The sequence below is a fragment of the Amycolatopsis sp. NPDC005961 genome (genome assembly GCF_040629235.1).
In the GTDB taxonomy this organism is placed as follows: Bacteria; Actinomycetota; Actinomycetes; order Mycobacteriales; family Pseudonocardiaceae; genus Amycolatopsis; species Amycolatopsis camponoti.
Window position 1 is genome coordinate 44977 of sequence record NZ_JBEXVF010000006.1, and the last position, 23680, is coordinate 68656.

28 protein-coding genes are annotated in these 23680 nt (G+C 71.1%); 16 read left to right on the forward strand and 12 right to left on the reverse strand.

Annotated elements, in window-relative coordinates:
* The first annotated feature begins 60 nt into the window (after positions 1-60).
* Positions 61-1203, forward strand: coding sequence for a type I restriction endonuclease (locus tag ABZ342_RS07555; RefSeq protein ID WP_360469861.1), 1143 nt, complete (start codon positions 61-63; stop codon positions 1201-1203).
* On the opposite strand, the gene ABZ342_RS07560 is transcribed toward ABZ342_RS07555, so the two are convergent.
* The 4 genes from ABZ342_RS07560 to ABZ342_RS07575 are packed head-to-tail and all read right to left on the reverse strand — an operon-like array spanning position 1182 to position 4043.
* A complete protein-coding gene (locus ABZ342_RS07560) occupies positions 1182-2411 on the reverse strand; it encodes a serine hydrolase domain-containing protein (RefSeq protein ID WP_360469864.1) in 1230 nt (409 codons plus the stop codon). The two genes, ABZ342_RS07555 and ABZ342_RS07560, sit on opposite strands and share 22 nt — an antisense overlap.
* A 9-nt stretch (positions 2412-2420) precedes the next feature.
* The gene (locus ABZ342_RS07565) at positions 2421-3233 is read right to left on the reverse strand and encodes a siderophore-interacting protein (protein ID WP_360469867.1); all 813 of its coding nucleotides are present in this window, start codon (positions 3231-3233) and stop codon (positions 2421-2423) included.
* Positions 3234-3258: 25 nt separating this feature from the next.
* Positions 3259-3630 carry a hypothetical protein gene (locus ABZ342_RS07570; RefSeq protein ID WP_360469870.1) on the reverse strand — a complete coding sequence of 124 codons (372 nt, stop codon included), beginning with the start codon at positions 3628-3630 and terminating at the stop codon, positions 3259-3261.
* Positions 3627-4043 (reverse strand): SgcJ/EcaC family oxidoreductase, encoded by a 417-nt coding sequence (locus ABZ342_RS07575; protein WP_360469873.1) that lies wholly within the window; start codon positions 4041-4043, stop codon positions 3627-3629. The genes ABZ342_RS07570 and ABZ342_RS07575 overlap by 4 nt, the downstream gene beginning before the upstream one ends.
* 171 nt (positions 4044-4214) lie before the next feature.
* Here ABZ342_RS07575 and ABZ342_RS07580 point away from each other — a divergent pair, with 171 nt between their 5' ends.
* Positions 4215-4829, forward strand: a complete 615-nt coding sequence (locus tag ABZ342_RS07580; protein ID WP_360470255.1) for a TetR/AcrR family transcriptional regulator — start codon at positions 4215-4217, stop codon at positions 4827-4829.
* On the opposite strand, the gene ABZ342_RS07585 is transcribed toward ABZ342_RS07580, so the two are convergent.
* From ABZ342_RS07585 to ABZ342_RS07595, 3 genes are all read right to left on the reverse strand, one after another.
* A complete protein-coding gene (locus tag ABZ342_RS07585) occupies positions 4826-5746 on the reverse strand; it encodes an NADP-dependent oxidoreductase (RefSeq protein WP_360469875.1) in 921 nt (306 codons plus the stop codon). The genes ABZ342_RS07580 and ABZ342_RS07585 overlap by 4 nt on opposite strands.
* A 62-nt stretch (positions 5747-5808) precedes the next feature.
* Entirely contained in the window at positions 5809-7026 is a 1218-nt protein-coding gene (hemW, locus tag ABZ342_RS07590) for a radical SAM family heme chaperone HemW (protein WP_360469877.1), read from the reverse strand.
* 14 nt (positions 7027-7040) lie between these two features.
* Entirely contained in the window at positions 7041-7457 is a 417-nt protein-coding gene (locus tag ABZ342_RS07595) for a VOC family protein (protein ID WP_155545719.1), read from the reverse strand.
* 76 nt (positions 7458-7533) lie between these two features.
* Between ABZ342_RS07595 and ABZ342_RS07600 the strand changes: the two genes are divergently transcribed.
* The 10 genes from ABZ342_RS07600 (at position 7534) to ABZ342_RS07645 (ending at position 15475) form a co-directional block, all read left to right on the forward strand.
* Positions 7534-8109 (forward strand): TetR family transcriptional regulator, encoded by a 576-nt coding sequence (locus ABZ342_RS07600; protein WP_360469881.1) that lies wholly within the window; start codon positions 7534-7536, stop codon positions 8107-8109.
* A gap of 61 nt (positions 8110-8170) precedes the next feature.
* On the forward strand, positions 8171-8257 hold the full coding sequence (locus ABZ342_RS07605; RefSeq protein WP_350310667.1) for a putative leader peptide: 87 nt from the start codon (positions 8171-8173) through the stop codon (positions 8255-8257).
* Between the two features lie 107 nt (positions 8258-8364).
* Entirely contained in the window at positions 8365-10053 is a 1689-nt protein-coding gene (locus ABZ342_RS07610) for a nitrite/sulfite reductase (RefSeq protein ID WP_360469884.1), read from the forward strand.
* The gene (locus ABZ342_RS07615; protein ID WP_155545716.1) at positions 10050-10205 is read left to right on the forward strand and encodes an Insertion element protein; all 156 of its coding nucleotides are present in this window, start codon (positions 10050-10052) and stop codon (positions 10203-10205) included. The genes ABZ342_RS07610 and ABZ342_RS07615 overlap by 4 nt, the downstream gene beginning before the upstream one ends.
* A complete protein-coding gene (locus tag ABZ342_RS07620) occupies positions 10202-10897 on the forward strand; it encodes a phosphoadenylyl-sulfate reductase (RefSeq protein WP_360469888.1) in 696 nt (231 codons plus the stop codon). The genes ABZ342_RS07615 and ABZ342_RS07620 overlap by 4 nt, the downstream gene beginning before the upstream one ends.
* Before the next feature lie 11 nt (positions 10898-10908).
* Entirely contained in the window at positions 10909-11829 is a 921-nt protein-coding gene (gene cysD, locus ABZ342_RS07625) for a sulfate adenylyltransferase subunit CysD (RefSeq protein WP_360469894.1), read from the forward strand.
* Positions 11829-13091: a GTP-binding protein gene (locus ABZ342_RS07630; protein ID WP_360469897.1), complete on the forward strand. Its 1263-nt coding sequence runs from the start codon at positions 11829-11831 to the stop codon at positions 13089-13091. The genes cysD and ABZ342_RS07630 overlap by 1 nt, the downstream gene beginning before the upstream one ends.
* Positions 13088-13825 (forward strand): CbiX/SirB N-terminal domain-containing protein, encoded by a 738-nt coding sequence (locus ABZ342_RS07635; RefSeq protein WP_360469900.1) that lies wholly within the window; start codon positions 13088-13090, stop codon positions 13823-13825. Before ABZ342_RS07630 ends, ABZ342_RS07635 begins: the two co-directional genes overlap by 4 nt.
* Before the next feature lie 166 nt (positions 13826-13991).
* Positions 13992-14621: a cyclase gene (locus tag ABZ342_RS07640; protein ID WP_360469903.1), complete on the forward strand. Its 630-nt coding sequence runs from the start codon at positions 13992-13994 to the stop codon at positions 14619-14621.
* Positions 14622-14707: 86 nt separating this feature from the next.
* Positions 14708-15475 carry an enoyl-CoA hydratase family protein gene (locus ABZ342_RS07645; protein ID WP_155545710.1) on the forward strand — a complete coding sequence of 256 codons (768 nt, stop codon included), beginning with the start codon at positions 14708-14710 and terminating at the stop codon, positions 15473-15475.
* Between the two features lie 5 nt (positions 15476-15480).
* Here the strand turns inward: ABZ342_RS07645 and ABZ342_RS07650 are convergent, their stop codons facing one another.
* Positions 15481-16779 carry an MFS transporter gene (locus ABZ342_RS07650; RefSeq protein ID WP_360469907.1) on the reverse strand — a complete coding sequence of 433 codons (1299 nt, stop codon included), beginning with the start codon at positions 16777-16779 and terminating at the stop codon, positions 15481-15483.
* A gap of 102 nt (positions 16780-16881) precedes the next feature.
* On the opposite strand from ABZ342_RS07650, the gene ABZ342_RS07655 reads away from it, so the two are divergent.
* Positions 16882-17859, forward strand: a complete 978-nt coding sequence (locus ABZ342_RS07655; RefSeq protein ID WP_360469910.1) for an Lrp/AsnC family transcriptional regulator — start codon at positions 16882-16884, stop codon at positions 17857-17859.
* Here ABZ342_RS07655 and ABZ342_RS07660 read toward each other — a convergent pair.
* The 3 genes from ABZ342_RS07660 to ABZ342_RS07670 are packed head-to-tail and all read right to left on the reverse strand — an operon-like array spanning position 17834 to position 18878.
* The gene (locus ABZ342_RS07660; protein WP_155545707.1) at positions 17834-18202 is read right to left on the reverse strand and encodes a barstar family protein; all 369 of its coding nucleotides are present in this window, start codon (positions 18200-18202) and stop codon (positions 17834-17836) included. The two genes, ABZ342_RS07655 and ABZ342_RS07660, sit on opposite strands and share 26 nt — an antisense overlap.
* Positions 18199-18663, reverse strand: a complete 465-nt coding sequence (locus tag ABZ342_RS07665; RefSeq protein WP_360469913.1) for a ribonuclease domain-containing protein — start codon at positions 18661-18663, stop codon at positions 18199-18201. Before ABZ342_RS07665 ends, ABZ342_RS07660 begins: the two co-directional genes overlap by 4 nt.
* A gap of 11 nt (positions 18664-18674) precedes the next feature.
* Positions 18675-18878, reverse strand: a complete 204-nt coding sequence (locus ABZ342_RS07670; protein ID WP_086676857.1) for a hypothetical protein — start codon at positions 18876-18878, stop codon at positions 18675-18677.
* Between the two features lie 59 nt (positions 18879-18937).
* Between ABZ342_RS07670 and ABZ342_RS07675 the strand changes: the two genes are divergently transcribed.
* The 3 genes from ABZ342_RS07675 to ABZ342_RS07685 all read left to right on the forward strand — a co-directional run bounded on the left by ABZ342_RS07675 (position 18938) and on the right by ABZ342_RS07685 (position 22635).
* Positions 18938-19903: a zinc-binding dehydrogenase gene (locus ABZ342_RS07675; RefSeq protein ID WP_360469915.1), complete on the forward strand. Its 966-nt coding sequence runs from the start codon at positions 18938-18940 to the stop codon at positions 19901-19903.
* 137 nt (positions 19904-20040) lie between these two features.
* Positions 20041-21072 carry an alpha/beta hydrolase gene (locus ABZ342_RS07680; protein ID WP_155545704.1) on the forward strand — a complete coding sequence of 344 codons (1032 nt, stop codon included), beginning with the start codon at positions 20041-20043 and terminating at the stop codon, positions 21070-21072.
* 93 nt (positions 21073-21165) lie between these two features.
* Entirely contained in the window at positions 21166-22635 is a 1470-nt protein-coding gene (locus ABZ342_RS07685) for an amino acid permease (protein WP_196425549.1), read from the forward strand.
* Here ABZ342_RS07685 and ABZ342_RS07690 read toward each other — a convergent pair.
* A complete protein-coding gene (locus tag ABZ342_RS07690; protein WP_360469920.1) occupies positions 22632-23675 on the reverse strand; it encodes a nitronate monooxygenase in 1044 nt (347 codons plus the stop codon). The two genes, ABZ342_RS07685 and ABZ342_RS07690, sit on opposite strands and share 4 nt — an antisense overlap.
* Positions 23676-23680: the final 5 nt, after the last annotated feature.

A 23680-nucleotide genomic window follows, 5' to 3' on the forward strand; every position in this document is an offset into this window, starting at 1 on the left:
ACCACGCGACCGCACCGATCCAGGCCGGGCACCTCGTTCCCGCAACAGAACGGCACCGGCATGGACATCGCGGAGCGCGCGCAAGCACTCGCACTGAAGATCCGCAAGCACAAGGACGGCATCGAGACCGAAGAGGCGACCAAGAACGCCTTCGTCATGCCGTTCATCAGCACTGTCCTCGGTTACGACGTGTTCAACCCGGCCGAGGTGATCCCCGAGTTCACCGCCGACGTCGGCACCAAGCGGGGCGAGAAGATCGACTACGCGATCGTGCACGACGGTCAGGTGCAGGTGCTCGTCGAAGCCAAGAAGATCAACGACCCGCTCCGGATCGAGCACGCTTCCCAGCTGTTCCGCTACTTCGCCGTCACGAACGCCCGGATCGCCGTGTTGACGAACGGTCAGGTGTACGAGTTCTACACGGACCTCGACGCGCCGAACCGGATGGACGCCAAGCCGTTCCTCGTGCTGGACTTCGCCGACATCGACGAAACGCTGCTGCCCGAACTGGCCAAGCTCACGAAGGAGTCCTTCGACCTCGACTCGGTCATCAGCGCCGCCGGCGAGCTGAAGTACATCGGCCAGCTCAAGCGCATCCTCGCGGCGCAGTTCAAGGAACCCGAAGACGAATGGGTGAAGTTCCTGACGTCGCGGGTCTACGAAGGCGCGATCACCCAGCGGGTCCGGGACCAGTTCGGCCCGCTGGTGGCCAAGGCGGCCGCCCAGTTCCTGAACGAGCAGGTCAACGACCGGCTGAAGAACGCGCTCGGCGGCCCCGGCTCCTACGTCAGCGTCTCGGGCGCGAGCACCGCGCAACCCGAGCAGCAACCGCAGCCGGAGCCGGCCACCGAGGCGGAGGACACCGAGCGGGTGGTCACGACCGAGGACGAGCTCGAAGGCTTCCGGATCGTCCGCGCCATCGTCTGCGGCGAGGTGTCCGTCTCACGGATCGCCGCGAGGGACACCCAGACGTACTTCGGCGTCCTCCTGGACGACAACAACCGCAAGCCCATCGCCCGCCTGTGGTTCAACCGGTCGAAGAAGTACCTGGGCGTGTTCGACGAGAACAAGGTCGAGACCCGGCTGCCGATCACGACGGTCGAGGACATCTACCAGCACGCCGACTACCTGCGAAGCACGGTGGCGAGGTACCTCACCACCGTGCGGCCGCCGGAACCCGCTCAGTCCACCAGCGCCTGGTAGACCAGCTGCCTCAGCTGCGACCGCAGCCGATAGGTGCTCGACGGCAACAGCTGCGTGTAGAACCCCACCGTCAGGTCCTCGTCCGGATCCACCCAGAAAGCCGTCGAAGCCGCGCCACCCCAGGCGAACTCCCCCGCCGACGACAAAGTCCGCGCCTTCACCGGGTCCTCCAGTACCGAGAACCCCAACCCGAACCCGTGCCCGTCGAACGGCATCTCCGCGAACAGCGGGCGGCCGTACTCCTCCAGGTCCACGTGGCCCGGCAGGTGGTTCGAAGCCATCAGCGACACCGTTCGCGGGGACAGCAGCCGGACGTCGTCCAAAGCGCCGCCGCGCAGCAACATCTCCGTGAAACGCCAATAGTCCGACGCCGATGACACCAGGCCGCCGCCACCCGACAGGCAGTCCGGGCGGGACTTCCCCAAGCTGCCGAACGCCTCATTGCGCGTCGCGCGGCCGGTAGCGGGATCCGGCACGTACAACGCCGCCAAGCGCGAAACCGACGAAGCCACGAAGCCCGTGTCCGTCATGCCCAGCGGCGTGAAGATCCGCGACGAGAAGAACTCGTCCAGGGACTGTCCCGAAACCACCTCGACGAGCCGCCCCAGCACGTCCGTCGCGATCGAGTAGTTCCACTCCGCGCCCGGCTGGAACAGCAGCGGCAGTGACGCCCACTGCTCCGAACACGCCGCCAGGTCCAACCCCGGCGGCGTCCCCCACTCGAACCCCGCCGCCCGGTAGATCGCGTCCACCGGGTGGCCGTGGTGGAAGCCGTACGTCAGGCCCGCCGTGTGGGTCAGCAGGTGCCACACCCGGATCGGCTGCGTGGCCGGTTCGGTCACCGGCCGCAACGCCGACCCCTTGACGAACACCCGCGGCGACGCGAACTCCGGCAGCCACCGCGAAATCGGGTCGTCCAGCTCCAGCAGGCCGTCTTCGACGAGCATCATCGCCGCGACCGACGTGATCGGCTTCGTCATCGAGAAGATCCGCCACAGCGTGTCGGTCTCCACCGGGGTGCCCGCTTCGACGTCGCTGTGGCCGCCGTGGCCGACGTGCACGATCCGGCCGTGCCTGCTCACCACCGCGAGCCAGCCCGGTAGCCGTCCGTCCTCGACATACCGGTCGAAGTGCGCGTCGATCCGGGACAGCCGATCCGCGTCGAACCCGGCGTCCGCCGGCTCGACCTCCACCTTGAGGTTCGCCATGCCGCGAGGTTACTTCTCGCGCGCCCGTTCGGCCGCTTTCTCCTCACGCCAGGCTTCGTCGTCCTTACCGACGCGCCAGTACCCCGAGATCGACAGCAGCTCGCGCCGCACCTCGCGCTCGTCGAGCAGGTAGCGCCGCAGGTCGCGGACGAACCCCGCCTCGCCGTGCACGAACGCCTGGACCACCCCGGAGCGCCACGGCAGCGAGCGCACCGCCGCGGCGACGTCGCCCCCGGACGCGCGGTGCAGCCACGTGATCTGCGCGTCGGCCTTCGTGACCAGCTCCTGTTCCTCGGCGGCGTTCTCGACCAGGATCACGGCCTGCGCCGACACCCCGGCCGGCAACGCTTCGAGCGACGCCGCGATGGCCGGCAACGCGCTTTCGTCGCCGGCCAGCAGGTGCCAGTCCGCTTCGGTGCCCGGCGCGTACGCCCCACCGGGACCGGACAGCAGCAGTTCGTCACCCGGCTGAGCCGAGGCCGCCCACGGGCCGGCGATGCCCTCGTCACCGTGGTGCACGAAGTCGAAAGTCAGCTCGCCGGCCTGCGGGTCGAACGCCCGGACCGTGTAGGACCGCATCCGCGGCCAGTGCTCGCGCGGCAGCGTGGCCCGGCACTCCTGGACGTCGAACGGCTCCGGGTACTCGACGCCCGGCACCTTGAACAGCACCTTCACGTAGGCGTCGGTGAACGCGTTCGGCGCGAAATCGGCGATGCCTTCGCCGCCCGCGACGATCCGGATCATGTGCGGGGTCAGCCGCTCGGTGCGCAGCACCCGCAGCCGCACCGCGGGACGCCCGGACCGCCGGGGTGCTTCAGCCATCGACCACTCCTCAAAGAACTAAGGGTTACCTAAGCACCGTACGCGCCAAGTCCGGCCCGTGGCCACCGGGCCGCCCCAGTTCTTCGAGCATCCGGGCAAAAGCGGCAGCCGTCTTCGCCTGGAAGCCGACGAAGAACCGGTTGGCCAACGGGACTCCCCAGCGCCCCCAAGAAGCCGCGTTGACCACCCGGTGCTCGACGCGCGCACCGCCCGGATCGGCCGTGACGCGGTATTCGCCGCGGTACCACCAGCCGCCCTGGACCGCCAGGAACCCCCGTTCGCGGTCGACCTCCGTCCGCATCGGGTACCCGCCCCCGGTCACGCGGCGCAGGACGTCCTCGAACACCTCCGCGGGCGGCCGCGCGACGACCCCCGACGCTTCCGCAAGCGTTTTCACCCGCGCGGATCCGAGACGCGCCTGTTCTGGAACGCCGTGATCAGCCATTCGCCGTCCTCTTGGACGAGCACGAAGCTGACGGTGGAATTACGGCCTTCGTCGGTGGTGTCGGCGCCCGTGAGCGAGGAACCGCCACCCACGACGACCACGGCGACATCCGGGCGGACGAACCGCACCTTCGCCGCCGCGCCGAGCTGCCCGGTCAGCTTGGAGCCCTTGAGCGGGCCTTCGAAGAGGGCGCGGTGCGAGCTTTCGATCGTCTCCCGGCCAGGGAGGTTCATCCCGAAGAACGTCACGTAGTCCGCGTCGTCGGTGAAGAGCCGTCCGTACGCGGCGGCGTCGGCGGAGTTCCACGCCTCGGTGAGGCGGCCGAGCACGGCGCGGACGTCGGCTTCGGCGGTGGTCGTGGTCATGAGATCCCCTTTACGAACGATGTTCGCTTTACGAACACCGTTCTACATACGAACAACGTTCGCGTCAAGTACAGTGTTCGCGTGACCGTTCCCCCACCGCCGTGGCGCAGCGCCCCGCGCCGCCGCGCCGCGAAACCCGCGCTCTCCCAGGAGCTGGTCGTGAAGACGGCGCTGGAGATCCTGGCGAAGGAGGGCCTCGACGCGGTCACCATGCGGCGGGTCGCCCAGGAGCTGGAGACGGGACCCGCGTCGCTCTACGCGCACGTGGCCAACAAGGACGAGCTGGCGGAGCTGATGCTCGACGCCGTGCTCGCCGAAGCGCCCATCCCGGACCCGGACCCGGCGCACTGGGACGAGCAGGTGAAAGACCTGGTCCGCGGCCAGATCCGGGTGATGGTCGCCCACCCCGGCATCGCGCGGGTGGCGTGGGACATCGCCGTGCCGGTCACGCCCAGCTCGCTGCGGCAGGGCGAGGCGATGCTCGCCCTGCTGCGCGCCGGTGGCCTGACCCTCAAGCAGGCGACGTTCGCCGGCGACGCCCTGGCGCTCTACGCCAAGGCGTACGCCTACGAAGCGAGCGGCTGGACCTGGGGCGACATCGACGAAGCCGAGACGGCGAAACGCGGCGAGCAGATGGTGGCGTACATGCGCTCACTGCCGCCCGAAGCGTTCCCGAACATGCTGCACATCGGCGAGTTCTTCTCCGCCGAGACCGCGACCGAACGCCTGGAGTTCGCTCTCGACGTCTACCTCGCCGGCCTCAAGGCGGTGGCGGCGAAGAACTAGGGAACCAGGACGATCTTGCCGCGCGTGTGGCGCTGCTCCAGCTCGCGGTAGGCGTCGTGCACCTCGTCCAGCGGGTAGACGCGGGCGATCGGCACCTCCAGGAGTCCCTTGCCCACCAGCAGGCTCAGCTCGCGCAGCACCTCGGCCGAGGCCCCGGCCGCGTTGCCCTCGGTCTTCACGTTGTACTTCCCGGCGGCCTCGTAGTCGATGATCGTGTCGATCCGGCCGGGGTGGATGCCCAGGTGCAGAGCCAGTTCCACATAGCCGGAGCCGAACGTGTCGACGAACGCGTGCACGCCGTCCGGGGCCGCTTCCCTGATCCGGTCGAGCACGCCGTCGCCGTAGGTCACCGGGATCGCGCCCAGCGCGCGCAGCCATTCGTGGTTCGCCGGACCGGCCAGGCCGATCACCTTGGCGCCCGCGAGCAGAGCCAGCTGGACGGCCAGCGATCCGACGCCGCCGGCGGCACCCGAGACGACGATCGTGTCGCCCTCGCGCGGGCACACCGCGGCTGTCGCGGCGTAGGCCGTGGTGCCGGCGACGAACAGCGCCCCCGCGGCCTCCCACGACACGCCGTCGGGCCGCGGCGTGAGGTCCGAAGCCTCCGCCACGACGTAGTCCGCGTGGCTCGAGCGCGTGTTCACGAAGCCGATCACCTCGTCGCCGACCGCGATCTCCTCGACGCCGTCGCCGAGTTCCGCGACGACGCCCGCGAAGTCGCTGCCCTGTCCGGACGGGAAGGTCGCCGGGAAACGCTCGTGCAGGAGGCCTCGCCGGATGGAAGCCTCGCCCGGGTTGATCCCGGCGGCGCGGACCTCGACGAGCACCTGCCCCCGTCCCGGTACCGGCTTCGGGACGTCCTCGACCCGCAGGACCTCCACGTCGCCGTACTCGCCGAACCTGATCGCGCGCGCCATGAGGCCTCCTCAAAAGTCGTTGCTCGATACAAGCAACGACCGGGCCGCGCGATTTAATCCCGTCAGCCCGCGAGACGCCGGACGACGCCGTCGGCGAGGAGCCGTCCGCGGTCGGTCAGCACCGCGCGGCCCCGGGTGTCCAAAGCGGACGGATCGAGCAGGCCCTCGGCCGCCGCCGCCCGGGCTTCGGCCAGCCCCGGCTCGTCGAGGACGTCCAGCGGAAGTCCTTCGGCGACGCGCAGTTCGAGCATGATCCGCTCGAGGTGCTGGTCGTCGTCGGTGAGCACCTCGCGCCCGCCCGCGGGCGACTCGCCGGCGGCCAGCAGCGCGGCATAGCGCGCCGGGTGCTTGACGTTCCACCAGCGCACGCCGCCGACGTGGCTGTGCGCGCCCGGCCCGGCGCCCCACCAGTCGTCGCCGCGCCAGTAGCCGAGGTTGTGGCGGCAGCGGGCCGCGTCGTCCGCCGCCCAGTTCGACACCTCGTACCAGCGCAGGCCCGCCGCCGAAAGCGTCGCGTCGATCATCTCGTAGTCCGCGGCCAGCACGTCGTCGTCCGGCGCGGGCAGCTCGCCGCGGCGCACCCGGCGGGCCAGCGCGGTGCCCTCCTCGACGATCAGCGCGTACGCCGACACGTGGTCGACGCCCGCGGCCAGCACGGCGTCGAGCGTGGCGAGGAGATCGTCCGGGCGCTCGCCGGGCGTGCCGTAGATCACGTCGAGGTTCACGTGCTCGAACCCGGCCGCCCGCGCTTCGGCGGCGGCCTGACCCGGCCGGCCCGGGGTGTGCACGCGGTCGAGGATCTTCAGCACGTGCCGCGCGGCCGACTGCATGCCGAGCGAGACGCGCGTGTAGCCGGCCTCGCGGATCCCGGCGAAGAACTCCGGCGAGGTCGACTCCGGGTTCGACTCCGTCGTGACCTCGGCGCCCGGGGCGAGCCCGAAGACGTCGCGCACGGCGTCGAGCACCGAGGCGAGGCCGTCGGCACCGAGCAGCGACGGCGTGCCGCCGCCGACGAACACGGTGTCCGCGGCGGGCGGCACGACCAGGACCTTCGCGGCGAGCTCCAGCTCGCGCCGCAGCCCTTCGAGCCAGGACTGCGGCGACGAGTCCGAGTCGAGCTCACCCGCGGTGTAGGTGTTGAAGTCGCAGTAGCCGCAGCGCGTCGCGCAGAACGGGACGTGCACGTAGACCCCGAACGTTCTGCTGCCGAGCCCCTTCAACGCGCTCTCCGGCAACGCCGGGTCGATCGAGGTGGTGGAGTCGGGACGCAGCACGGGCACCCCCCGATTGTCCCCTACGACGCCGGGAGGTTCGCCGCCGCCCAGTCCGGGTCCGGCGGGATCATCTCGATGACGTCGAGCAGCACCCCGTTCGGATCGGCGACGTAGAAGTGCCGCTGTCCGAAGGCTTCGTCGACGACCGGCGTGACCAGCTCCACACCGGCCTCTTCCAGCCGCTTCGCCTCGGCCCGGGCGTCCTCGACGACGAGCCCGAACGCCAGCCCCGACACCGGCCGGGCCCGGTAGCCCTCCGGAACCGACTCGTGCCCACGCCGCACGAAGCTGATCTCGTAGCCGGGCGCGCCGGCGTTGACGCTGGCGAACCAGTCCAGCTCGACCGTGACCGGCAGGCCGATCACCTCCCGGTAGAAGCGGGTGGTCGCGGCGACGTCGTCGACCAGGTACCCCGCCCCGAAACCCTTGACCTGCATCCGCGGCTCCCCTCAGTCAAACCACTATGCCTGTAGTACTCTAAACATAGTGGTTTGAATCGGGCAAGGAGGATTCGTGCGGCAGAACACCGAGCGGCGGACGGCCCTGACGGACGCGGCCATCGAGGTCCTCGCCCGGGACGGCGCGCGCGGGCTCACCTACCGCGCAGTCGACACCGAGGCGGGCGTCCCGCCCGGGACGACGTCGAACTACTTTCGCGACCGCGACCAGCTGCTGGCCGAGGCGGGTGACCGCGTGCACGTCCGGCTGTCCGCGCCGGCGGAGGTGCTGGCCGATCCGCGGGCCGAAGAGCCGTCGTCCGGCCGGGTCGCCGCGCTGCTCGGCGACCTGATGACGCGACTGACCACCCGCCGCAGCTCCTACCTCGCACTGCTCGAACTGCGGCTGGAGGCGAACCGGCGGCCCGGGTTGGCGGCGGCGCTGACGGCGACCGTGAAGGAGAGCTTCGAGCTGAGCGCGGGCTTCCACGAAGCCGCCGGGCTGCCCGGCGGGCGCGACGAGGTCCTGCTGCTCTATCTGGCCCTGACCGGCTTGAGCGTCGAGCGGTTGACATTGCCCGAGGCCTTCTCCGGGTACTCGGACGCGCAGGTCGTGGGCCTGCTGGTCGACCGCATTCTCCCAGGCGAGTGACCCTTCTCCCACCATCCGGGCACCGCTGGACCACATTGTGGACGCGTGGCACGCTGACGCCGTGACTCATGCCGGTGTTCTCCTCGTGGCCCGCCGCCACGTCGACCTCCTGCGGGTCGCCAGCGCCCTCTGCGTACCCGTTCGCTGACTCCCCGCCCCACCACCTGCCACGAAATCTGGACAGCCGGCGCCGGAGGACACACCCGCGAGCCGGTGTTCCTCCGCCGCCACGAAAGCCTCTCGGAGGACGCCGCCATGGCCACGCCCCAGACCCCCGCCCGCCCCGCGCGCGTCAAGCAGAAGCGCGGTGAAGGGCAGTGGGCGCTCGGTTACCGGGAGCCGCTGAACCCCAACGAGCGGTCCAAGAAGGACGACCACCCGCTCAACGTGCGGGCGCGGATCGAGAACATCTACGCCCACCGCGGGTTCGACGCGATCGACCCGGGCGACCTGCGCGGCCGGTTCCGCTGGTTCGGCCTCTACACCCAGCGCAAGCCGGGGATCGACGGCGGCCGCACCGCGACCCTGGAGCCCGAAGAGCTGGACGACCGCTACTTCATGCTGCGAGTCCGGCTCGACGGCGGCGTGCTGAGCACCGAGCAGCTCACCGTGCTCGGCGAGATCTCGCAGGCGTACGCGCGGGACACCGCCGACATCACCGACCGGCAGAACATCCAGTACCACTGGATCCGGATCGAGGACGTCCCGACGATCTGGGCGAAGCTCGAGAACGCCGGCATGACCACGATGGAGGCCTGCGGCGACAGCCCGCGCGTCATCCTCGGCTCGCCGGTCGCGGGCATCGCGGCGGACGAGGTCATCGACGGCACCCCGGCCATCGACGAGATCAAGCGCCGCTACATCGGCAAGCCGGAGTTCGCGAACCTGCCGCGCAAGTTCAAGACCGCCATCTCGGGCCAGCCCGACGTGGCCCACGAGATCCACGACATCGCCTTCGTCGGCGTGAACCACCCCGAACACGGCCCCGGCTTCGACCTCTGGGTCGGCGGCGGCCTCTCCACGAACCCGATGCTCGGGCAGCGCCTGGGCGCTTGGGTGCCGATCGACGAGGTGCCGGACGTCTGGGAAGGCGTCATCTCGATCTTCCGCGACTACGGCTACCGGCGGCTGCGCTCGCGGGCCCGGATCAAGTTCCTGGTGAAGGACTGGGGCGCCGAGAAGTTCCGCCAGGTGCTGCAGGACGAGTACCTCAAGCGGGAGCTGATCGACGGCCCGCCGCCGGTCGACCCGGCTGTGCCGATCGACCACGTCGGCGTGCACCCGCAGGTCGACGGCAAGTTCTACGTCGGCGCGGCCCCGATCGCCGGGCGCGTCTCCGGCGGCACGCTGGTCGCCGTGGCCAAGGCCGCCGAGCGGGCGGGCTCGGGCCGGGTCCGGCTCACCCCGCAGCAGAAGCTGGTCGTGCTCGACGTCCCGGAGGCGCAGCTGGGGACGCTCCAAGCGGAGCTGGCCGAGCTGGGCCTGGAGTCGAAGCCGTCGCCGTGGCGGCGCAGCGTGATGGCGTGCACCGGGCTGGAGTTCTGCAAGCTCGCGATCGTCGAGACGAAGGCCCGCGCGCAGCAGCTCGTCGCGGACCTCGAGAAGTCCCTCGCGGACATCCAGGACGGCCTCGACACGCCGGTGACCGTGCACCTCAACGGCTGCCCCAACTCCTGCGCGCGGATCCAGACCGCGGACATCGGCCTCAAGGGCCAGATCGTCACCGACGCCGACGGCAACCAGGTCGAAGGCTTCCAGGTGCACCTCGGCGGCGGGCTCGGCCTCGACGCCGGGTTCGGCCGGAAGCTGCGCGGCCACAAGGTGACCGCGTCGGAGCTGACCGGGTACGTCGAGCGCGTCGTGCGGGCGTATGTGGCCGGGCGCGAAGACGGTGAGCGGTTCGCGCAGTGGGCCGCGCGCGCCGAAGAAAGTGCTCTCCAGTGACCTCCACCGAACGCGCCGTGCCGTACCACTGCCCGTACTGCGGCGACGAAGATCTGCGACCGGAAGAGAACGGCGGCTGGCTTTGTTCGGCCTGTCGCCGGGTTTTCTCGGTCAAGTTCCTCGGACTGTCCCTTCCGGAGGTGTCCCGATGACCGCCACTGCCGACTACAAGACGCTCGCCGAACGCGCGTCGAAAGAACTCGCCGAAGCGACCGCGGACGAGGCGATCCGCTGGACCGTCGAGACGTTCGGCGACGACTTCATCGTCGCGTCCAACATGCAGGACGCCGTGCTGATCGACCTCGCCACGAAGGTGAAGCCCGAGGTGGACGTCCTCTTCCTGGAGACGGGCTACCACTTCCCGGAGACCATCGGCACGCGCGACGCCGTCGAGGCGGTGTACCCGGGCGTGAAGATCGTCAACGCCCAGGCCGAGCAGAGCGTCGCCGAGCAGGACGCGGAGTACGGCGAGAAGCTGCACGACCGCGACCCGACGCTGTGCTGCAACCTCCGCAAGGTCGTGCCGCTGCGCAAGACCCTGGCGAACTACTCGGCGTGGATCACCGGCGTCCGCCGGGTCGACGCGCCGACCCGCGCGAACACCCCGATCGTCACCTGGGACGACCGCAACGGCCTGGTGAAGATCAACCCGATCGCGGCGTGGACCGACGACGAGTTCAACGGCTACATCCGGGACCACTCGATCCTCGAGAACCCCCTCGTCTCGATCGGCTACCTCTCGATCGGCTGCGCGCCCTGCACGGCTCGCGTGGAGCCGGGTCAGGACCCCCGCAGCGGCCGGTGGGCCGGGCAGAGCAAGACCGAGTGCGGACTGCACGGCTGAGGAAGGGACGCATGACGACCTTGGAGCCCGCGACCGATGCGGCACAGGACAACCTCGCGGCCTTGGAGTCCGAGGCCATCCACATCTTCCGGGAGGTGGCGGGCGAGTTCGACCGTCCGGTGATCCTGTTCTCCGGCGGCAAGGACTCGACGCTGCTGCTGCACCTGGCGATCAAGGCGTTCTGGCCGGCGCCGGTGCCGTTCCCGCTGCTGCACGTCGACACCGGGCACAACTTCGACGAGGTCATCGAGTTCCGCGACCGCGTCGTCGAGAAGCACGGGCTGCGCCTGGTCGTCGCGAAGGTCCAGGACTGGATCGACGACGGGCGCCTGGAAGAGCGCGCCGACGGCATGCGGAACCCGTTGCAGACCACGCCGTTGCTGGACACCATCGCGGAGAACAAGTTCGACGCGGTGTTCGGCGGCGGCCGCCGTGACGAGGAGCGCGCCCGGGCGAAGGAGCGGATCTTCAGCCTCCGCAACGCCTTCGGCCAGTGGGAACCGCGCCGGCAGCGGCCCGAGCTGTGGAACCTCTACAACGGCAGGCACCGCCCGGGCGAGCAGGTCCGCGTCTTCCCGCTGTCCAACTGGACCGAGGCCGACGTCTGGAACTACATCGCCCGCGAGAAGGTCGAGCTGCCGTCGATCTACTACGCGCACCAGCGCGAGGTGTACCTGCGCGACGGGATGTGGCTCGCCGAAGGCCCGTGGGGCGGACCGCGCCCGGGCGAGGAGGTCCGCGAGCGGACGGTCCGCTACCGGACCGTCGGCGACGGCTCGTGCACCGGGGCGATCGAGTCCACCGCGGCCACCGTCGAAGACGTCATCGCCGAGGTGTCGGCGTCCCGGCTGACCGAACGCGGCGCCACTCGCGCCGACGACCGGATGTCCGAGGCGGCCATGGAAGACCGCAAGCGTGAGGGGTACTTCTGATGAGTTCGCTGCTTCGCCTGGCCACGGCCGGGAGCGTGGACGACGGAAAGTCCACGTTGGTCGGCCGGCTGCTGTACGACACCAAGTCGGTGCTCGCCGACCAGCTCGACGCCGTCACGCGCGCGTCCGTCGACAAGGGACTGTCCACACCGGACCTTTCCCTGCTCGTCGACGGCCTGCGCTCGGAACGCGAGCAGGGCATCACCATCGACGTCGCCTACCGGTACTTCGCGACGCCGAAGCGGTCTTTCGTACTGGCCGATACGCCGGGACACGTGCAGTACACGCGCAACACGGTGACCGGCGCTTCCACCGCGCAGCTGGCCGTGCTGCTGGTCGACGCGCGCAAGGGCGTCATCGAGCAGACCCGGCGGCACGCGGCCGTGCTGGCCCTGCTCGGCGTGCCGCAGCTGGTGCTCGCGGTGAACAAGATCGACCTGGTCGGCTACGACGAGGCGACGTTCACGGTGATCGCGAAGGAGTTCGCTTCGCACGCCGAGACGCTCGGGTACCCGCGGGGTTCGGTGCTCGCGATCCCGGTCTCGGCGCTGGAGGGCGACAACGTCGCGACGCGCTCGGAGCGGACGCCGTGGTACTCCGGCCCCAGCCTGCTGGAGCACCTGGAGGACGTGCCGGTCGCGCCCGACCCGCACGACTCGGCACTGCGCTTCCCGGTGCAGTACGTGATCCGCCCGCGGACGCCGGAGTACCTCGACTACCGGGGCTACGCGGGCCAGATCGCCGCCGGCACGGTCCGCCCGGGCGACGAGATCGTCGTGCTGCCGCAAGGCATCCGCAGCCGCATCGAGCGCATCGACACCGCGGACGGCCCGCTCGAAGAAGCCGGCGCCGGAACGTCGGTGACGCTGCTGCTGGCCGACGACATCGACATCTCCCGCGGCGACCTGATCGCCGCCGCGGACGCGCCGCCGCGGGTCACCGACGAGATCACCGGCACGCTGTGCTGGCTGTCGTCGAAGCCGCTCAAGGCGGGCGCGCGCGTGCTCGTCAAGCACGGCGCCCGCACGGTGCAGGCGCTGGTGGGCGAGCTGCACGCGCGGTTCGACGAGCAGAACCTGTCCAGTGTGGACGCTCCGTCCTCGTTGGAGCTGAACGACATCGGCCTGGTCACGTTGACGCTGGCCGAGGAGCTGGGCGTCGACGACTACGGCGTCAGCCCGCGCACCGGCGCGTTCCTGGTCATCGACCCGAAGGACGGCGACACCCTCGCCGCGGGCCTGGTGGGTCAGCGCTTCTCGTGACACCGCCCCTGGTCGCCGTCGCGCACGGCAGTCGTGATCCCCGCTCGGCGTCGACCGTGCGGGCGCTCGTCGACGTCGTGCGCGCGCGGGCGCCCGGGCTGCCGGTGCACGAGTCCTTCCTGGACCTTTCCTCGCCCAACGTCACGGACGTGCTGCGGTCGCTGTACGCGGCCGGGCACCGGACGGCGGTCGTGGTCCCGCTGCTGCTGGGCAGCGCGTTCCACGCGCGGGTCGACCTGCCGGCATTGATCGACCAGGTCGTCGCCGAGTGCCCGGGCTTCCGCGTCGAGGCGTCGGCCGTGCTCGGCGCCGACCCGGCGCTGGAGGCGGTGGCCCTGGACCGGCTGGCCGCCGCGCCGCGCCGGCGGGGCACCGGCGTGCTGCTGAGCGCGGTCGGCTCGTCCAACGCGGCCGCCAACGCCGTCGTCGCTTCCCTGGCCGCACGCTGGGAACAACAGCTGGGTGTTCCGGTGAGCGAGGCGTTCGCTTCGGCCGCCCAGCCGGACATCCCCGCGGCCGCCGCCCGGCTGCGTGCCCGCGGCGCGCGGCACCTGGTCGTGGCGTCGTGGTTCCTGGCGCCGGGCCTGCTGCCGGACCGCATCGAGCGGCTGGCCCGCGAGGCCGATCCCCGCGCGCTCGTCGCGGCGCCGCTCGCCGACGATCCCCGCGTCGCCGACGTCGTCATCAGCCGGTACGCCACCGCGGTGAGCGGCTTGCTCCGCCAATACGCCTAGCTCAGGGCGCTCGCGACCGCCAAAAGGCGAGTCTTTTTCACATTTCTGTTACCCAGCGCGCATGGGAACGGTAAATCCTTGACGCGCTAGTTAACTTGCCGGTAACTATCTAAACGCTGCGCGGCTTTCTTTCCTCCCCTCCAAAACCGCAGGTAGGTGGATACAAGTGAAAGCACTTCACCTTTCCCAGCTCGGCGTTCTGGTCGCGGTCGCGGCCCTCCCGATCGCTCTCGCCGCCCCGGCTTCGGCGGCCACCACCGTCACCTTCGACTGCCAGGCCGACGCCCCGATCGTCGGGCCGCAGCAGGTGTCGCTCAACCAGGACACCGACGTCACCGCGCCCGCGACGGTCGCGCCCGGCGGCGCGTTCGACGTCGTCATCGACCCGGCGCCGAACACCGTCCCGGGCGACGTGAGCGGGAACAAGGTCAAGAACATCAACACGTTCGCGCTGAAGTTCCCGATCCCGGCGAACTCCAGCTTCGTCAGCGCGGACCTCGCGGGCGGCTCCGGGCTCGGCTCGACCGCGCCCACGATCGCCGTCGCGAACGGCGTCGCGACCCTCAGCTTCCCCGGCCCGATCGCGGGCGGCGCGACGTTCGAGCTGCCGACCGTGACCGCCCACCTGACCGCCGGCCAGTCGGGCACGATCGAGACGAAGCTGTCCGGCACGAGCTACAGCGACCCGGGCCTGACGTTCAAGGCGGTGGCGAGCACGATCATCGGCGACATCACCGCGCCGACGGCCTGCTTCCCCAACCCGAGCCCGGTCTTCACCACGACGACCATCGGCTGAGTGCCCGGGCCACCCCGCGGGTTCCCGCCCGCGGGGTGGCCCGCGTAACACCGGTGGCGCGCGGGGGATGTGCAAGGGTGTCGGTCATGGCTGACGAACTGGTGCACTACGACGTGGTGGGCGGCACCGCCACGATCACCCTGGACTCCCCGCACAACCGCAACGCGCTGTCGGCGCAGCTGCGCCGCGAGCTGTCCGCCTCGCTGGCCGCCGCGGCGGCCGACGACGCCGTCCGGGTCATCGTGCTCACCCACACGGGTCCGGTGTTCTGCGCGGGGATGGACCTCAAGGAAGCCCGCGGCGCCGGCGCGGGCGACCAGGGCGTGAACGAGTTCCCGAAGATCCTCGAGCAGCTGTGGACCAGCCCGAAGCCGGTGGTCGCCCGCCTGGCCGGCCCGGCCCGCGCCGGCGGCATCGGCATGGTGGCGGCGTGTGACATCGCCGTCGCGGTCCCGGAAGCGACGTTCGCCTTTTCGGAGGTCCGCATCGGCGTGGTCCCGGCGGTGATCTCCCTGACGGTCCTGCCGAGGCTGAACCCCCGCGCGGCGCACGAGCTGTTCCTCACCGGCGACACGTTCGACGCGCGCCGAGCGGTGGAGATCGGCCTGCTGAACTCGGCGACGTCCGACCTCGACGCCGAGGTGGCCCGGTTCGTCAAGGCGCTGGCCGCGGGCGGCCCGACGGCCCTGGCCGAGACGAAGGCGCTGCTGAGCCGCCCCCGCCCGGCGACGCCGTCGGAAGGGTTCGAGGAGATGATCGGGCTGTCGGCGAAGTTCTTCGCGAGTGAGGAAGGGCAGGAGGGCATCCTGGCCTTCGCCCAGAAGCGCAAGCCGAACTGGGTCCCCCAGGACTGAAGCGGTCACGCCGGAACCCGGGCCTGCTCGCGAGGAAGCAGTGCGAGCAGGCCCGTCACCCCGCCGCACGCCGCGGCCACGACGTACACCGGCGTCAAACCCCCGGCCTGGTAAGCGATCCCGAGCACCGCGACGCCGAGCGTCTGCCCGAACTGCCGGGTCGTCGTCAGGATTCCCGCGGCCATCCCCGTCCGGCCCGGCGGCGCCGCCGAAGCGATCGCCGCCCCCGTCGCCGGCCCCGCGATCCCCACCCCGATCCCGGTCACCGCGAGGCCGATCGGAATCCCGGCGACCAGCAGCACCAGACAGCCGGCCGCACCCAGCAGCACCCCGGTGCCCAGCAGGACCCGCGGCGGCAACCGGTGCAGCACCTTCCCCAGGAACGTCGACGTCAGGAACGACGCCACCGCGAGCGGCGCCATCGCGAGCCCGGCCTCGACCGGCGACAGCGAAAGGGCCAGCCACAGGGACACGTACACCAGCGCCGCGAAAGTCACCGTCGACGCCGCCGCGCACGCCACCACCGTCGCGAACCCGCCGTCGCGGAACAAACGCAGGTCCAGCAACGGATCCGGGCGCCGCTCGACGAGTCCGAACGCGACGAACGCCACCACCGAAACCGCCAGCGCCCCGATGGTGACCGGCGACGTCCACTGGCCCGAGCCACCCAATGTCAGCCCGTGCACCAGGCTCGCCGCCGCCACCGCGAACCACGCCGCGCCCGCGAAGTCGAACCGGCCGCCCCGCACCGGCGTGTCCCGCCCGATCGCGAACACCGTGAACGCCATCGTTACCAACGCGAGCGGCACGGTGACGAAGAAGATCGCCGCCCAGCCGAAGTACTCGGTCAGCACCCCGCCGACCACCGGCCCCGCAGCTGCGCCGAGCCCGTTCACCGCGAAGAAGACGCTGATCGCGGTCCCCCGCGAGCGCCCCTCGTAGCCGGCGGTGAGCAAGGCGAACCCGGTCACCGCGAGCGCCGCACCACCGACCGCCTGCACCCCGCGCGCCGCGATCAGCGTCCCGATGTCCGGTGCGAGCCCGCAAGCCAGTGACGCCGAGCCGAACACCGCCAGCCCGGCGAGGAACACCCGCCGCGGGCCCCAGCGGTCGGCGAGCGAGCCCGCCGCGAGCATCAGCACCGCCAAGACGAGCGTGTAGACGTCGGGCACCCACTGGAGCTGTCCCACCGACGCCGACAGGTCGGCGCCGATCCGGGGCAGCGCCACCGTCACGACGGTGGTGTCAAGCAGGAACAGGAACGAGCCCGCGCAGATCGCGAGCAACGGCCACCACTTGCGCATCGAATCTCCCTTCGTGTGCCTCGAAGGGTGCGGTCAGCGCGCCGATTGCCACCAGGAAAGTCGATAAATCCGCCGGATACCGTCAGCACTTACGATATTCGCATGGATACCGTCATCATGGACGATCTCGACCGCGGGCTCGTCCACGCCCTGCAGATCGACGGCCGCGCGCCGATGCGCACGCTCGGCCAGGTGCTCGGCGTCTCCGAGAACACGGTCGCCCGCCGCTACCGGCGGCTGCGGGACGCCGGTCTCCTCCGCGTCACGGGCGCGGTCAGCGGCGGCGAAGCGGGCTACACGACGTGGACCCTGCGCCTGCGCACGACACCCGACGCCGGGGCCGCCGTGGCGGACGCGCTCGCCGACCGGACCGACGTCTCGTGGGTGCACCTGCTCTCCGGCGGCACCGAGATCTCCTGCACCGTCCACGCACCGGACACGGCCGGGCGCGACGACCTCCTGCTGCGCAAGCTGCCGCGCGCCAACCGGGTCACCGCCGTCTCCGCGCACGAACTGCTGCACACGTTCGCGCTCCCGGACGGCTGGTGTGGGCTGCACTGCCTGTCACCCGAGCAGGTCGAACGCCTGCGCCCGCCCCCACCGGAAGGCACCGGCCTCGCACCGGAACCCGGCGACCGGGCCCTCCTCGACGCCCTCGCGCGGGACGGGCGCGCCGGCTACACGGCGCTGGCGGCGGCGACCGGCTGGTCCGACTCGACCGTGCGGCGCCGGATGGAGGTGCTGCGGCGGCACGGCACGCTGACCTACCACCTCGACGTCTCCCCGGCCCGCCTGGGATTCCGCTCCGAAACGCGGCTCTGGCTGGCGGTGGCGCCGGCGAACCTGGCCGAGGCGGGCGAGGCGCTGGCGGGCCACCCGGAGACGTCGTTCGCGGTCGCCACCACCGGCACCACGAACCTCACCGCGATGGTGAACTGCCGCGACGGCGGCGACCTCTACCGCTACCTCACCGAGCGCGTCGCCGGGCTCCCCGGCGTGCGGACGCTCGAAAGCGCGCCGGTCATCCGCACGGTCAAGCGCGCGGGGACGCCGCTCAGGCGTCCGGCAGCACGACCGTGAGCCGCCACGAACCGGCGCTGCGGCCGTTCGGCCCGAGTGCGCGCTGCGCGTCCGAGAGCACGCTGCGGATCGCCAGGTAGGTCTTGGGCTCGGCCTTGCGCAGCGCGTCCGAGCCCGGCCAGATCAGCACGTGCTCCCCCGGCGGCAGCCAGGACAGGTCGGTCAGGCAGTCGTAGAGGGCGTCGAGGTTGTTGCCGAAGTGGTCCGGAAAGGACAGTGCCTCGGCGAACGCGGCCAGCGTGCCGGCCTTGTCCACGGTGGGCCGCGAGTTCACCAGGTGCGGGTACGCGCCCCTCGCGAAGGCCTCTTCCGCGGCGGCCTTCGCCTGCTCCGAGGCGCTCATCGGGCCGGGTCCACGACGACGAACGACGCGTAGTGGTCGCCGGTGTAGTACAGCTCGTGGGCCTGGCCCGTGATCAGCCGCCGCGCGCCGCGGTCGGCGCTGCCGGGGGTCTTCACGGTGTACTCGTGGTAGTAGCCGGACTTCTTGCCGGGCAACCGCTTCTCACGGTTCTCGAACACGACGTCGTCGTTGCGCGGGTACGGGTACGGCCCGCCCTTTTCGATCAGCTTCCACGTGTCGCCGGCCTGCGGGGGCAGCGTCGAGAGCGCCTTGAGCGGCAGCCCGGAGTCCGCGCCCGGCACGGCCGCGCCGCCCTTCGCGGGGGCGGTCGCCGAGCTGCTCGTGGAGGTGCCCGGCGCCGGCTTCGAGTCGTCGCTGACGGCGTCCTTGACCAGCCAGCCCCCCAGCACCAGTACGAGGAGCCCGATCAGGGCGGCGGTGATCCGCCTACGGTTGAACATGGTGCGCCAGCCTAGGACGGGGTGTCGGAGCGGTCGTCGTCACGCCCCGGAGCGAGCCTGCGGGCGAACAGCCCGACGAGCTTGTCGAGCACCCACGCGGCGGCCAGGCACAGCGGTACGACGACCACCATGACCAGCACGAACTGGACCGGGAACCAAGCCTGGGCGAGCCACAGCTCGACCCCGTCCCACCAGTCGGCAAGCCCGTTGAACACGGTGTGAGCCTACGCGCGGTCTACTGCCGCCGCGCTTCCGGGGAGGTACGTTGCTGGACATGTTCGCCGTGTACGCGCAGGAACCCAACGCCGAAAGCCCCCTGGACTCGCTCGTCGTCGGCGAGCGCCCCGAACCCGACGTGCCGGACGGCTGGGTCCGCGTGCACGTCAAGGCGGCCAGCCTCAACATGCACGACCTCTGGACGCTGCGAGGCGTCGGGATCAAGCCCGAGCAGTTCCCGATGATCCTCGGCTGCGACGGCGCCGGGACCCTCGACGACGGCTCCGAGGTCGTGATCCACTCCGTGATCAACGCGCCGGGCTGGCAGGGCGACGACACCCTCGACCCGAAGCGGACGCTGCTCACCGAGAAGCACCAGGGCACCTTCGCCGACCAGGTCGTCGTGCCGGCCCGCAACGTCGTCCCGAAGCCCGCCGGGCTCAGCTTCGCCGAGGCCGCGACCATGGGCACGGCCTGGCTGACCGCCTACCGGATGCTCTTCGTGAAGTCCGGGCTGCGGCCCGGCCAGACGATGCTCGTCCAGGGCGCCTCCGGCGGGGTCTCGACGGCGCTGGTGCAGCTCGGCCGCGCGGCCGGGTTCCGGGTATGGGTGACCGGCCGCACTGAGGAGAAGCGCGCGCTCGCTTCGAGCCTCGGCGCGCACCAGACGTTCGAGTCGGGCGCGCGGCTGCCCGAGCGCGTCGACGCCGTGTTCGAGACCGTCGGCAAGGCGACCTGGTCGCATTCGGTCAAATCGCTCAAGCCGGGCGGGATCATCGTCGTCTCCGGCTCGACCAGCGGACCGGACGCGGGCGCCGAGCTGCAGCGCGTCTTCTTCCTCCAGCTGCGCGTCTCCGGGTCGACCATGGGCACCCGCGACGAGCTCGCGGACCTGCTCGCCTACCTCGACCTGACCGGGGTGCGGCCGCAGATCGGCGCCGAACTGCCCTTCTCCGAGGCCCCTAAGGGGTTCCGGGCGATGCTCGACGGCGACACCGCCGGCAAGATCGTCTTCACCCGCTAGACCCACGCTGAGCTGGGCGGATCGTCTTGTTCCGCCCGGCTCGGCATTAGGTGAATCCCTAACGTACTCAGTTCGAGATCTGGTCGTTAGCACCTGAATTTGACCAAAACCCAATGGTCGCAAGGTATTCTGTAGTCATGACCGCGACGAAGCGGCCCGACTCGGCTGGACCGGGCGGCCGGTCCAGCAGCGACCCGGACCCGATCCGGGTCTCCTTCCGGCGCTACGCCGGTGTCCGCACCCGCGTCCTGGAGGTCGGCGAAGCCGGCCCGGACCCGGACCTCCCCCGCCGCTCGCTGCGCCGCCGCGCGGCCACGCCCCACGTGCGGCCGAGCGCGCCGCGCCTGGTGCTGCTGCACGGCTACTGCGACAGCGCCGACACCTGGCGCCCTGCCCTGGAGCAGCTCGCGGCCGCCGGGATCCCGGCGGTCGCGGTCGATCTGCCCGGTTTCGGGGACGCGCAGCCGCTGCGGCCCGGCCCGATGCTGCCCCAGCTCGACGCGTTCACCACCGCCGTCGTCCGCGAGCAGGCCGTGCTCGGCTCGGTCGTGCTGGCCGGCAACTCCCTCGGCGGCACGATGAGCCTGCGCGCCGCGCAGAACAGCCGTCTCCCGATCTCCGGCGTCGTCTCGATCGCCGCACCCGGCTTCGTCGACTCGTGGCTGATCCGGACCGTGGCGCGCTACCCGTTCCCCCTGCGGCTCTACTCTGCGCTCCCGGTCCCGGTCCCGGGCTTCCTGGTGCGCAAGGTCGCCGAGCAGCTCGTCCCGCGGCTCCTCTACGCGAACTCGGGCGCGGCCGACGCGCTCCAGGTGCAACGCTTCACGGCCCTGTTCCCGGACTACCGCGCGACCAAGAGCCGGCTTGAGCAGGCCCGGCAGCTCGTCGCCGAGCTCGCCGACGCCTACCGCCTCGACTCGGTGAAGGTGCCGCTGCTGGTCGTCGCGTGCGGCAAGGACAAGCTCGTCACCGCCGCGTCCGGGCGGCAGCTGCACACGCTGGTGCCGCACAGCCGCCTGCTGGTTCGCGAGGACTGGGGGCACTGCCCGCAGCTGGACGACCCGGTCGAGATCGCGGAGCTGCTCACCTACTTCGCGGCGAGCGCGGTCCGGACCACCCAGGCCAAGCGCGCGGTCGAGACGGTGAGCGAGGACACCGCGGCGGGCTGAACGGCTCACGCTGTCTTCACACCGAGATCGCGGTAGGTTCCGGCGTTGGGTCCGTGATCCGGGCCCGTCCACCGCGACGTTCGGGAGATGATGATGTCCTCTCCAGTGGGTGCCGGCTCCGGCATCTTCCGGCGAAAGCCGATCGACCAGATCCAGGACACCTCGGAAAGCGGTGGCCTGAAACGCACCCTGGGCCTGTGGCAGCTGACCGCCATCGGCATCGGCGGCATCATCGGCGCGGGGATCTTCGCCCTCGCCGGCAGTGTCGCCCACGGCGACGACTCGGCGGGCATCCCCGGGGTCGGGCCGGCCGTGCTGATCTCGTTCCTCATCGCCGGCGTCGCGAGCGCGGCGGCCGCGTTCTCCTACGCCGAGTTCGCGGGCCTGATCCCCAAGGCCGGTTCGGCCTACACGTACGGCTACGCGGTGCTCGGCGAGGTCGTCGGCTGGTTCATCGGCTGGGACCTGCTGCTGGAGTACACCGCGATCGTGGCGGTGGTGGCCATCGGCATCTCCGGCTACTTCAGCTTCCTGCTCGGCCAGCTCGGCCTCGACCTGCCCGCCTGGATGCTCGGCGCCCCCGGCACCGGCCCCGGCCACAAGGTCGACCTCTTCGCCATGCTGCTGTGCCTGCTGATCGCCTACCTGCTCAACCGCGGCATCCGCAGCGCCGCCCGGTTCGAGACGGTGATGGTCGGGATCAAGGTCCTGATCGTGCTGGTGGTCATCCTGGTCGGCTTCTTCTACGTCAAGACGGGCAACTACACGCCGTTCGCCCCGGCCGGCTTCGGCGGCGCGGTGACCGGCGCGGCGACGGTCTTCTTCGCCGTCTTCGGGTACGACGCCATGAGCACCGCCGCGGAGGAGTCGAAGGACGCGCAGCGGCACATGCCGAAGGCGATCCTCTACTCGCTGGGGATCTCGATGGTGCTGTACGTGCTGGCCTGCCTGGTGCTGACCGGCATGCAGAAGTACACCGAGATCGACCCGAAGAGCGGCTTCTCGACGGCGTTCAAGTCGGTCGGCCTCTCCGGGCTGGCCACGGTGATCGCGATCGGCGCCATCGTCGGCATCCTCACCGTGCTGTTCACGTTCCTGATGGGCGCCACCCGCGTCGGCTACTCGATGAGCCGTGACGGCCTGCTCCCGCCGTGGTTCGGCAAGACGAACCCGAAGCGCCAGGTGCCGAGCCGGATGACGTGGATCCTCGGCGGCGCTTCCGCGATCATCGCCGGGGTGCTGCCGATCGGCGAGGCCGCCGAGCTGACGAACATCGGCATCCTGCTCGCGTTCGTCGTCGTCTGCGTCGCGGTGATCGTGCTGCGCTACAAGCAGCCGAACCTGCCCCGGACGTTCAAGACGCCGGGCATGCCGGTGGTCCCGGCCGTCGGCATCGTGTTCTCGATCTGGCTGATCACGTTCCTGCAGCCGGCGACCTGGATCCGGTTCGCGATCTGGTTCGCCATCGGCATGGTGATCTACTTCCTCTACAGCCGCCGGCACTCGCTCCTGAACCACACGCCGGCTGCTTCGTCCGCTTCGGACGTCGAGAAGACGGACTAGCGGATGCGGTCGAGGCGTGCGGCCGCGTCGCGCGCCTCGACCTTCAGCCGTTCGAGGATGACGGCGGCCGACGCGTCGTAGGCGAGCGGGTAGGTCTGGCCCGCCCACAGCGAAATCGCCTCCGGATCGCCGGCCTTCGCCGCCGCCTTCCGCACCGGCCCGGCGAGGCTGTTGAGCTGCGGGTAGGCCGCGGGCGCGCCTTCGGAGAGCGCGTCCATGAACCTGTTGACCAGCCCGCGTGCCGGGCGGCCGCTGAAGGCGCGCGTGAACGCCGTCTCGCGCTCGGCCAGCGCCAGGGCCTTGCGGTGGGCCTCGGAGGTCCCGGCTTCGTCGGCGCGCAGGAAGACCGTGCCCAGCTGGGCGGCGACGGCTCCCGCGGCGAGCACGGCGGCGACGTCCGCGCCGTGCACCAGGCCTCCGGCCGCGACCAGCGGCAGGTCGACGTGCGCCGCGACGAGCCGCAGCAGCGCGAGAACGCCGTATTCGGCGCCACCGCCCGGCAGGCGCGCGTCATCGGTGAACAGGGACCGGTGCCCGCCCGCTTCGAAGCCCTGCAGGACGAGCGCGTCGGCGCCGAGGTCCGCGGCCCGCCGCGCGGCTTCCGGGGTCGTCACCGTGACGACGACCGTGCTGCCGGCCTCGCGGAGCCGGACGACGTCCGACGGCGGCCCGAAGGTGAACGACACCACGGGAACCCGCTTCTCGAGCACGACGTCCAGCTTCGCGGGGTACGCGTCGTCGTCCCACTTCGGTTCGCCGAGTTCGACGTCGTATTCGCGGGCGAAGGCCTGCAGGCGCTCCTGGTGCGCGGAAACGTCGGCGCCGGTGTCGGGCTGCGGGACGAAGAGGTTGACGCCGAACTCGCGGCCGGTCAGCTCCCGCGTGCGGTCGATCTGCGCGGCGAGCGCCGCGGGCGTGAGCATGCCGGCCGACAGGAAGCCGAACCCGCCGGCCTCGCTGACCGCGGCGACCAGCTCGGGGGTGGTCGGCCCGCCCGCCATCGGGGCGGCGATGACCGGGAACGTCAGCTCGTCGAACATGCTCC

Coding starts and splice junctions, on each gene's coding strand:
- ABZ342_RS07665 (WP_360469913.1), bottom strand. CDS start 18,663: ATGTTCAACCGTAGGCGGATCACCGCCGCCCTGATCGGGCTCCTCGTA.
- ABZ342_RS07675 (WP_360469915.1), top strand. CDS start 18,938: ATGTTCGCCGTGTACGCGCAGGAACCCAACGCCGAAAGCCCCCTGGAC.
- ABZ342_RS07595 (WP_155545719.1), bottom strand. CDS start 7,457: ATGCAGGTCAAGGGTTTCGGGGCGGGGTACCTGGTCGACGACGTCGCC.
- ABZ342_RS07555 (WP_360469861.1), top strand. CDS start 61: ATGGACATCGCGGAGCGCGCGCAAGCACTCGCACTGAAGATCCGCAAG.
- ABZ342_RS07565 (WP_360469867.1), bottom strand. CDS start 3,233: ATGGCTGAAGCACCCCGGCGGTCCGGGCGTCCCGCGGTGCGGCTGCGG.
- ABZ342_RS07560 (WP_360469864.1), bottom strand. CDS start 2,411: ATGGCGAACCTCAAGGTGGAGGTCGAGCCGGCGGACGCCGGGTTCGAC.
- ABZ342_RS07685 (WP_196425549.1), top strand. CDS start 21,166: ATGTCCTCTCCAGTGGGTGCCGGCTCCGGCATCTTCCGGCGAAAGCCG.
- ABZ342_RS07630 (WP_360469897.1), top strand. CDS start 11,829: ATGAGTTCGCTGCTTCGCCTGGCCACGGCCGGGAGCGTGGACGACGGA.
- cysD (WP_360469894.1), top strand. CDS start 10,909: ATGACGACCTTGGAGCCCGCGACCGATGCGGCACAGGACAACCTCGCG.
- ABZ342_RS07655 (WP_360469910.1), top strand. CDS start 16,882: ATGGATACCGTCATCATGGACGATCTCGACCGCGGGCTCGTCCACGCC.
- ABZ342_RS07680 (WP_155545704.1), top strand. CDS start 20,041: ATGACCGCGACGAAGCGGCCCGACTCGGCTGGACCGGGCGGCCGGTCC.
- ABZ342_RS07660 (WP_155545707.1), bottom strand. CDS start 18,202: ATGAGCGCCTCGGAGCAGGCGAAGGCCGCCGCGGAAGAGGCCTTCGCG.
- ABZ342_RS07585 (WP_360469875.1), bottom strand. CDS start 5,746: ATGGCGCGCGCGATCAGGTTCGGCGAGTACGGCGACGTGGAGGTCCTG.
- ABZ342_RS07575 (WP_360469873.1), bottom strand. CDS start 4,043: ATGACCACGACCACCGCCGAAGCCGACGTCCGCGCCGTGCTCGGCCGC.
- ABZ342_RS07645 (WP_155545710.1), top strand. CDS start 14,708: ATGGCTGACGAACTGGTGCACTACGACGTGGTGGGCGGCACCGCCACG.
- ABZ342_RS07650 (WP_360469907.1), bottom strand. CDS start 16,779: ATGCGCAAGTGGTGGCCGTTGCTCGCGATCTGCGCGGGCTCGTTCCTG.
- ABZ342_RS07610 (WP_360469884.1), top strand. CDS start 8,365: ATGGCCACGCCCCAGACCCCCGCCCGCCCCGCGCGCGTCAAGCAGAAG.
- ABZ342_RS07620 (WP_360469888.1), top strand. CDS start 10,202: ATGACCGCCACTGCCGACTACAAGACGCTCGCCGAACGCGCGTCGAAA.
- ABZ342_RS07690 (WP_360469920.1), bottom strand. CDS start 23,675: ATGTTCGACGAGCTGACGTTCCCGGTCATCGCCGCCCCGATGGCGGGC.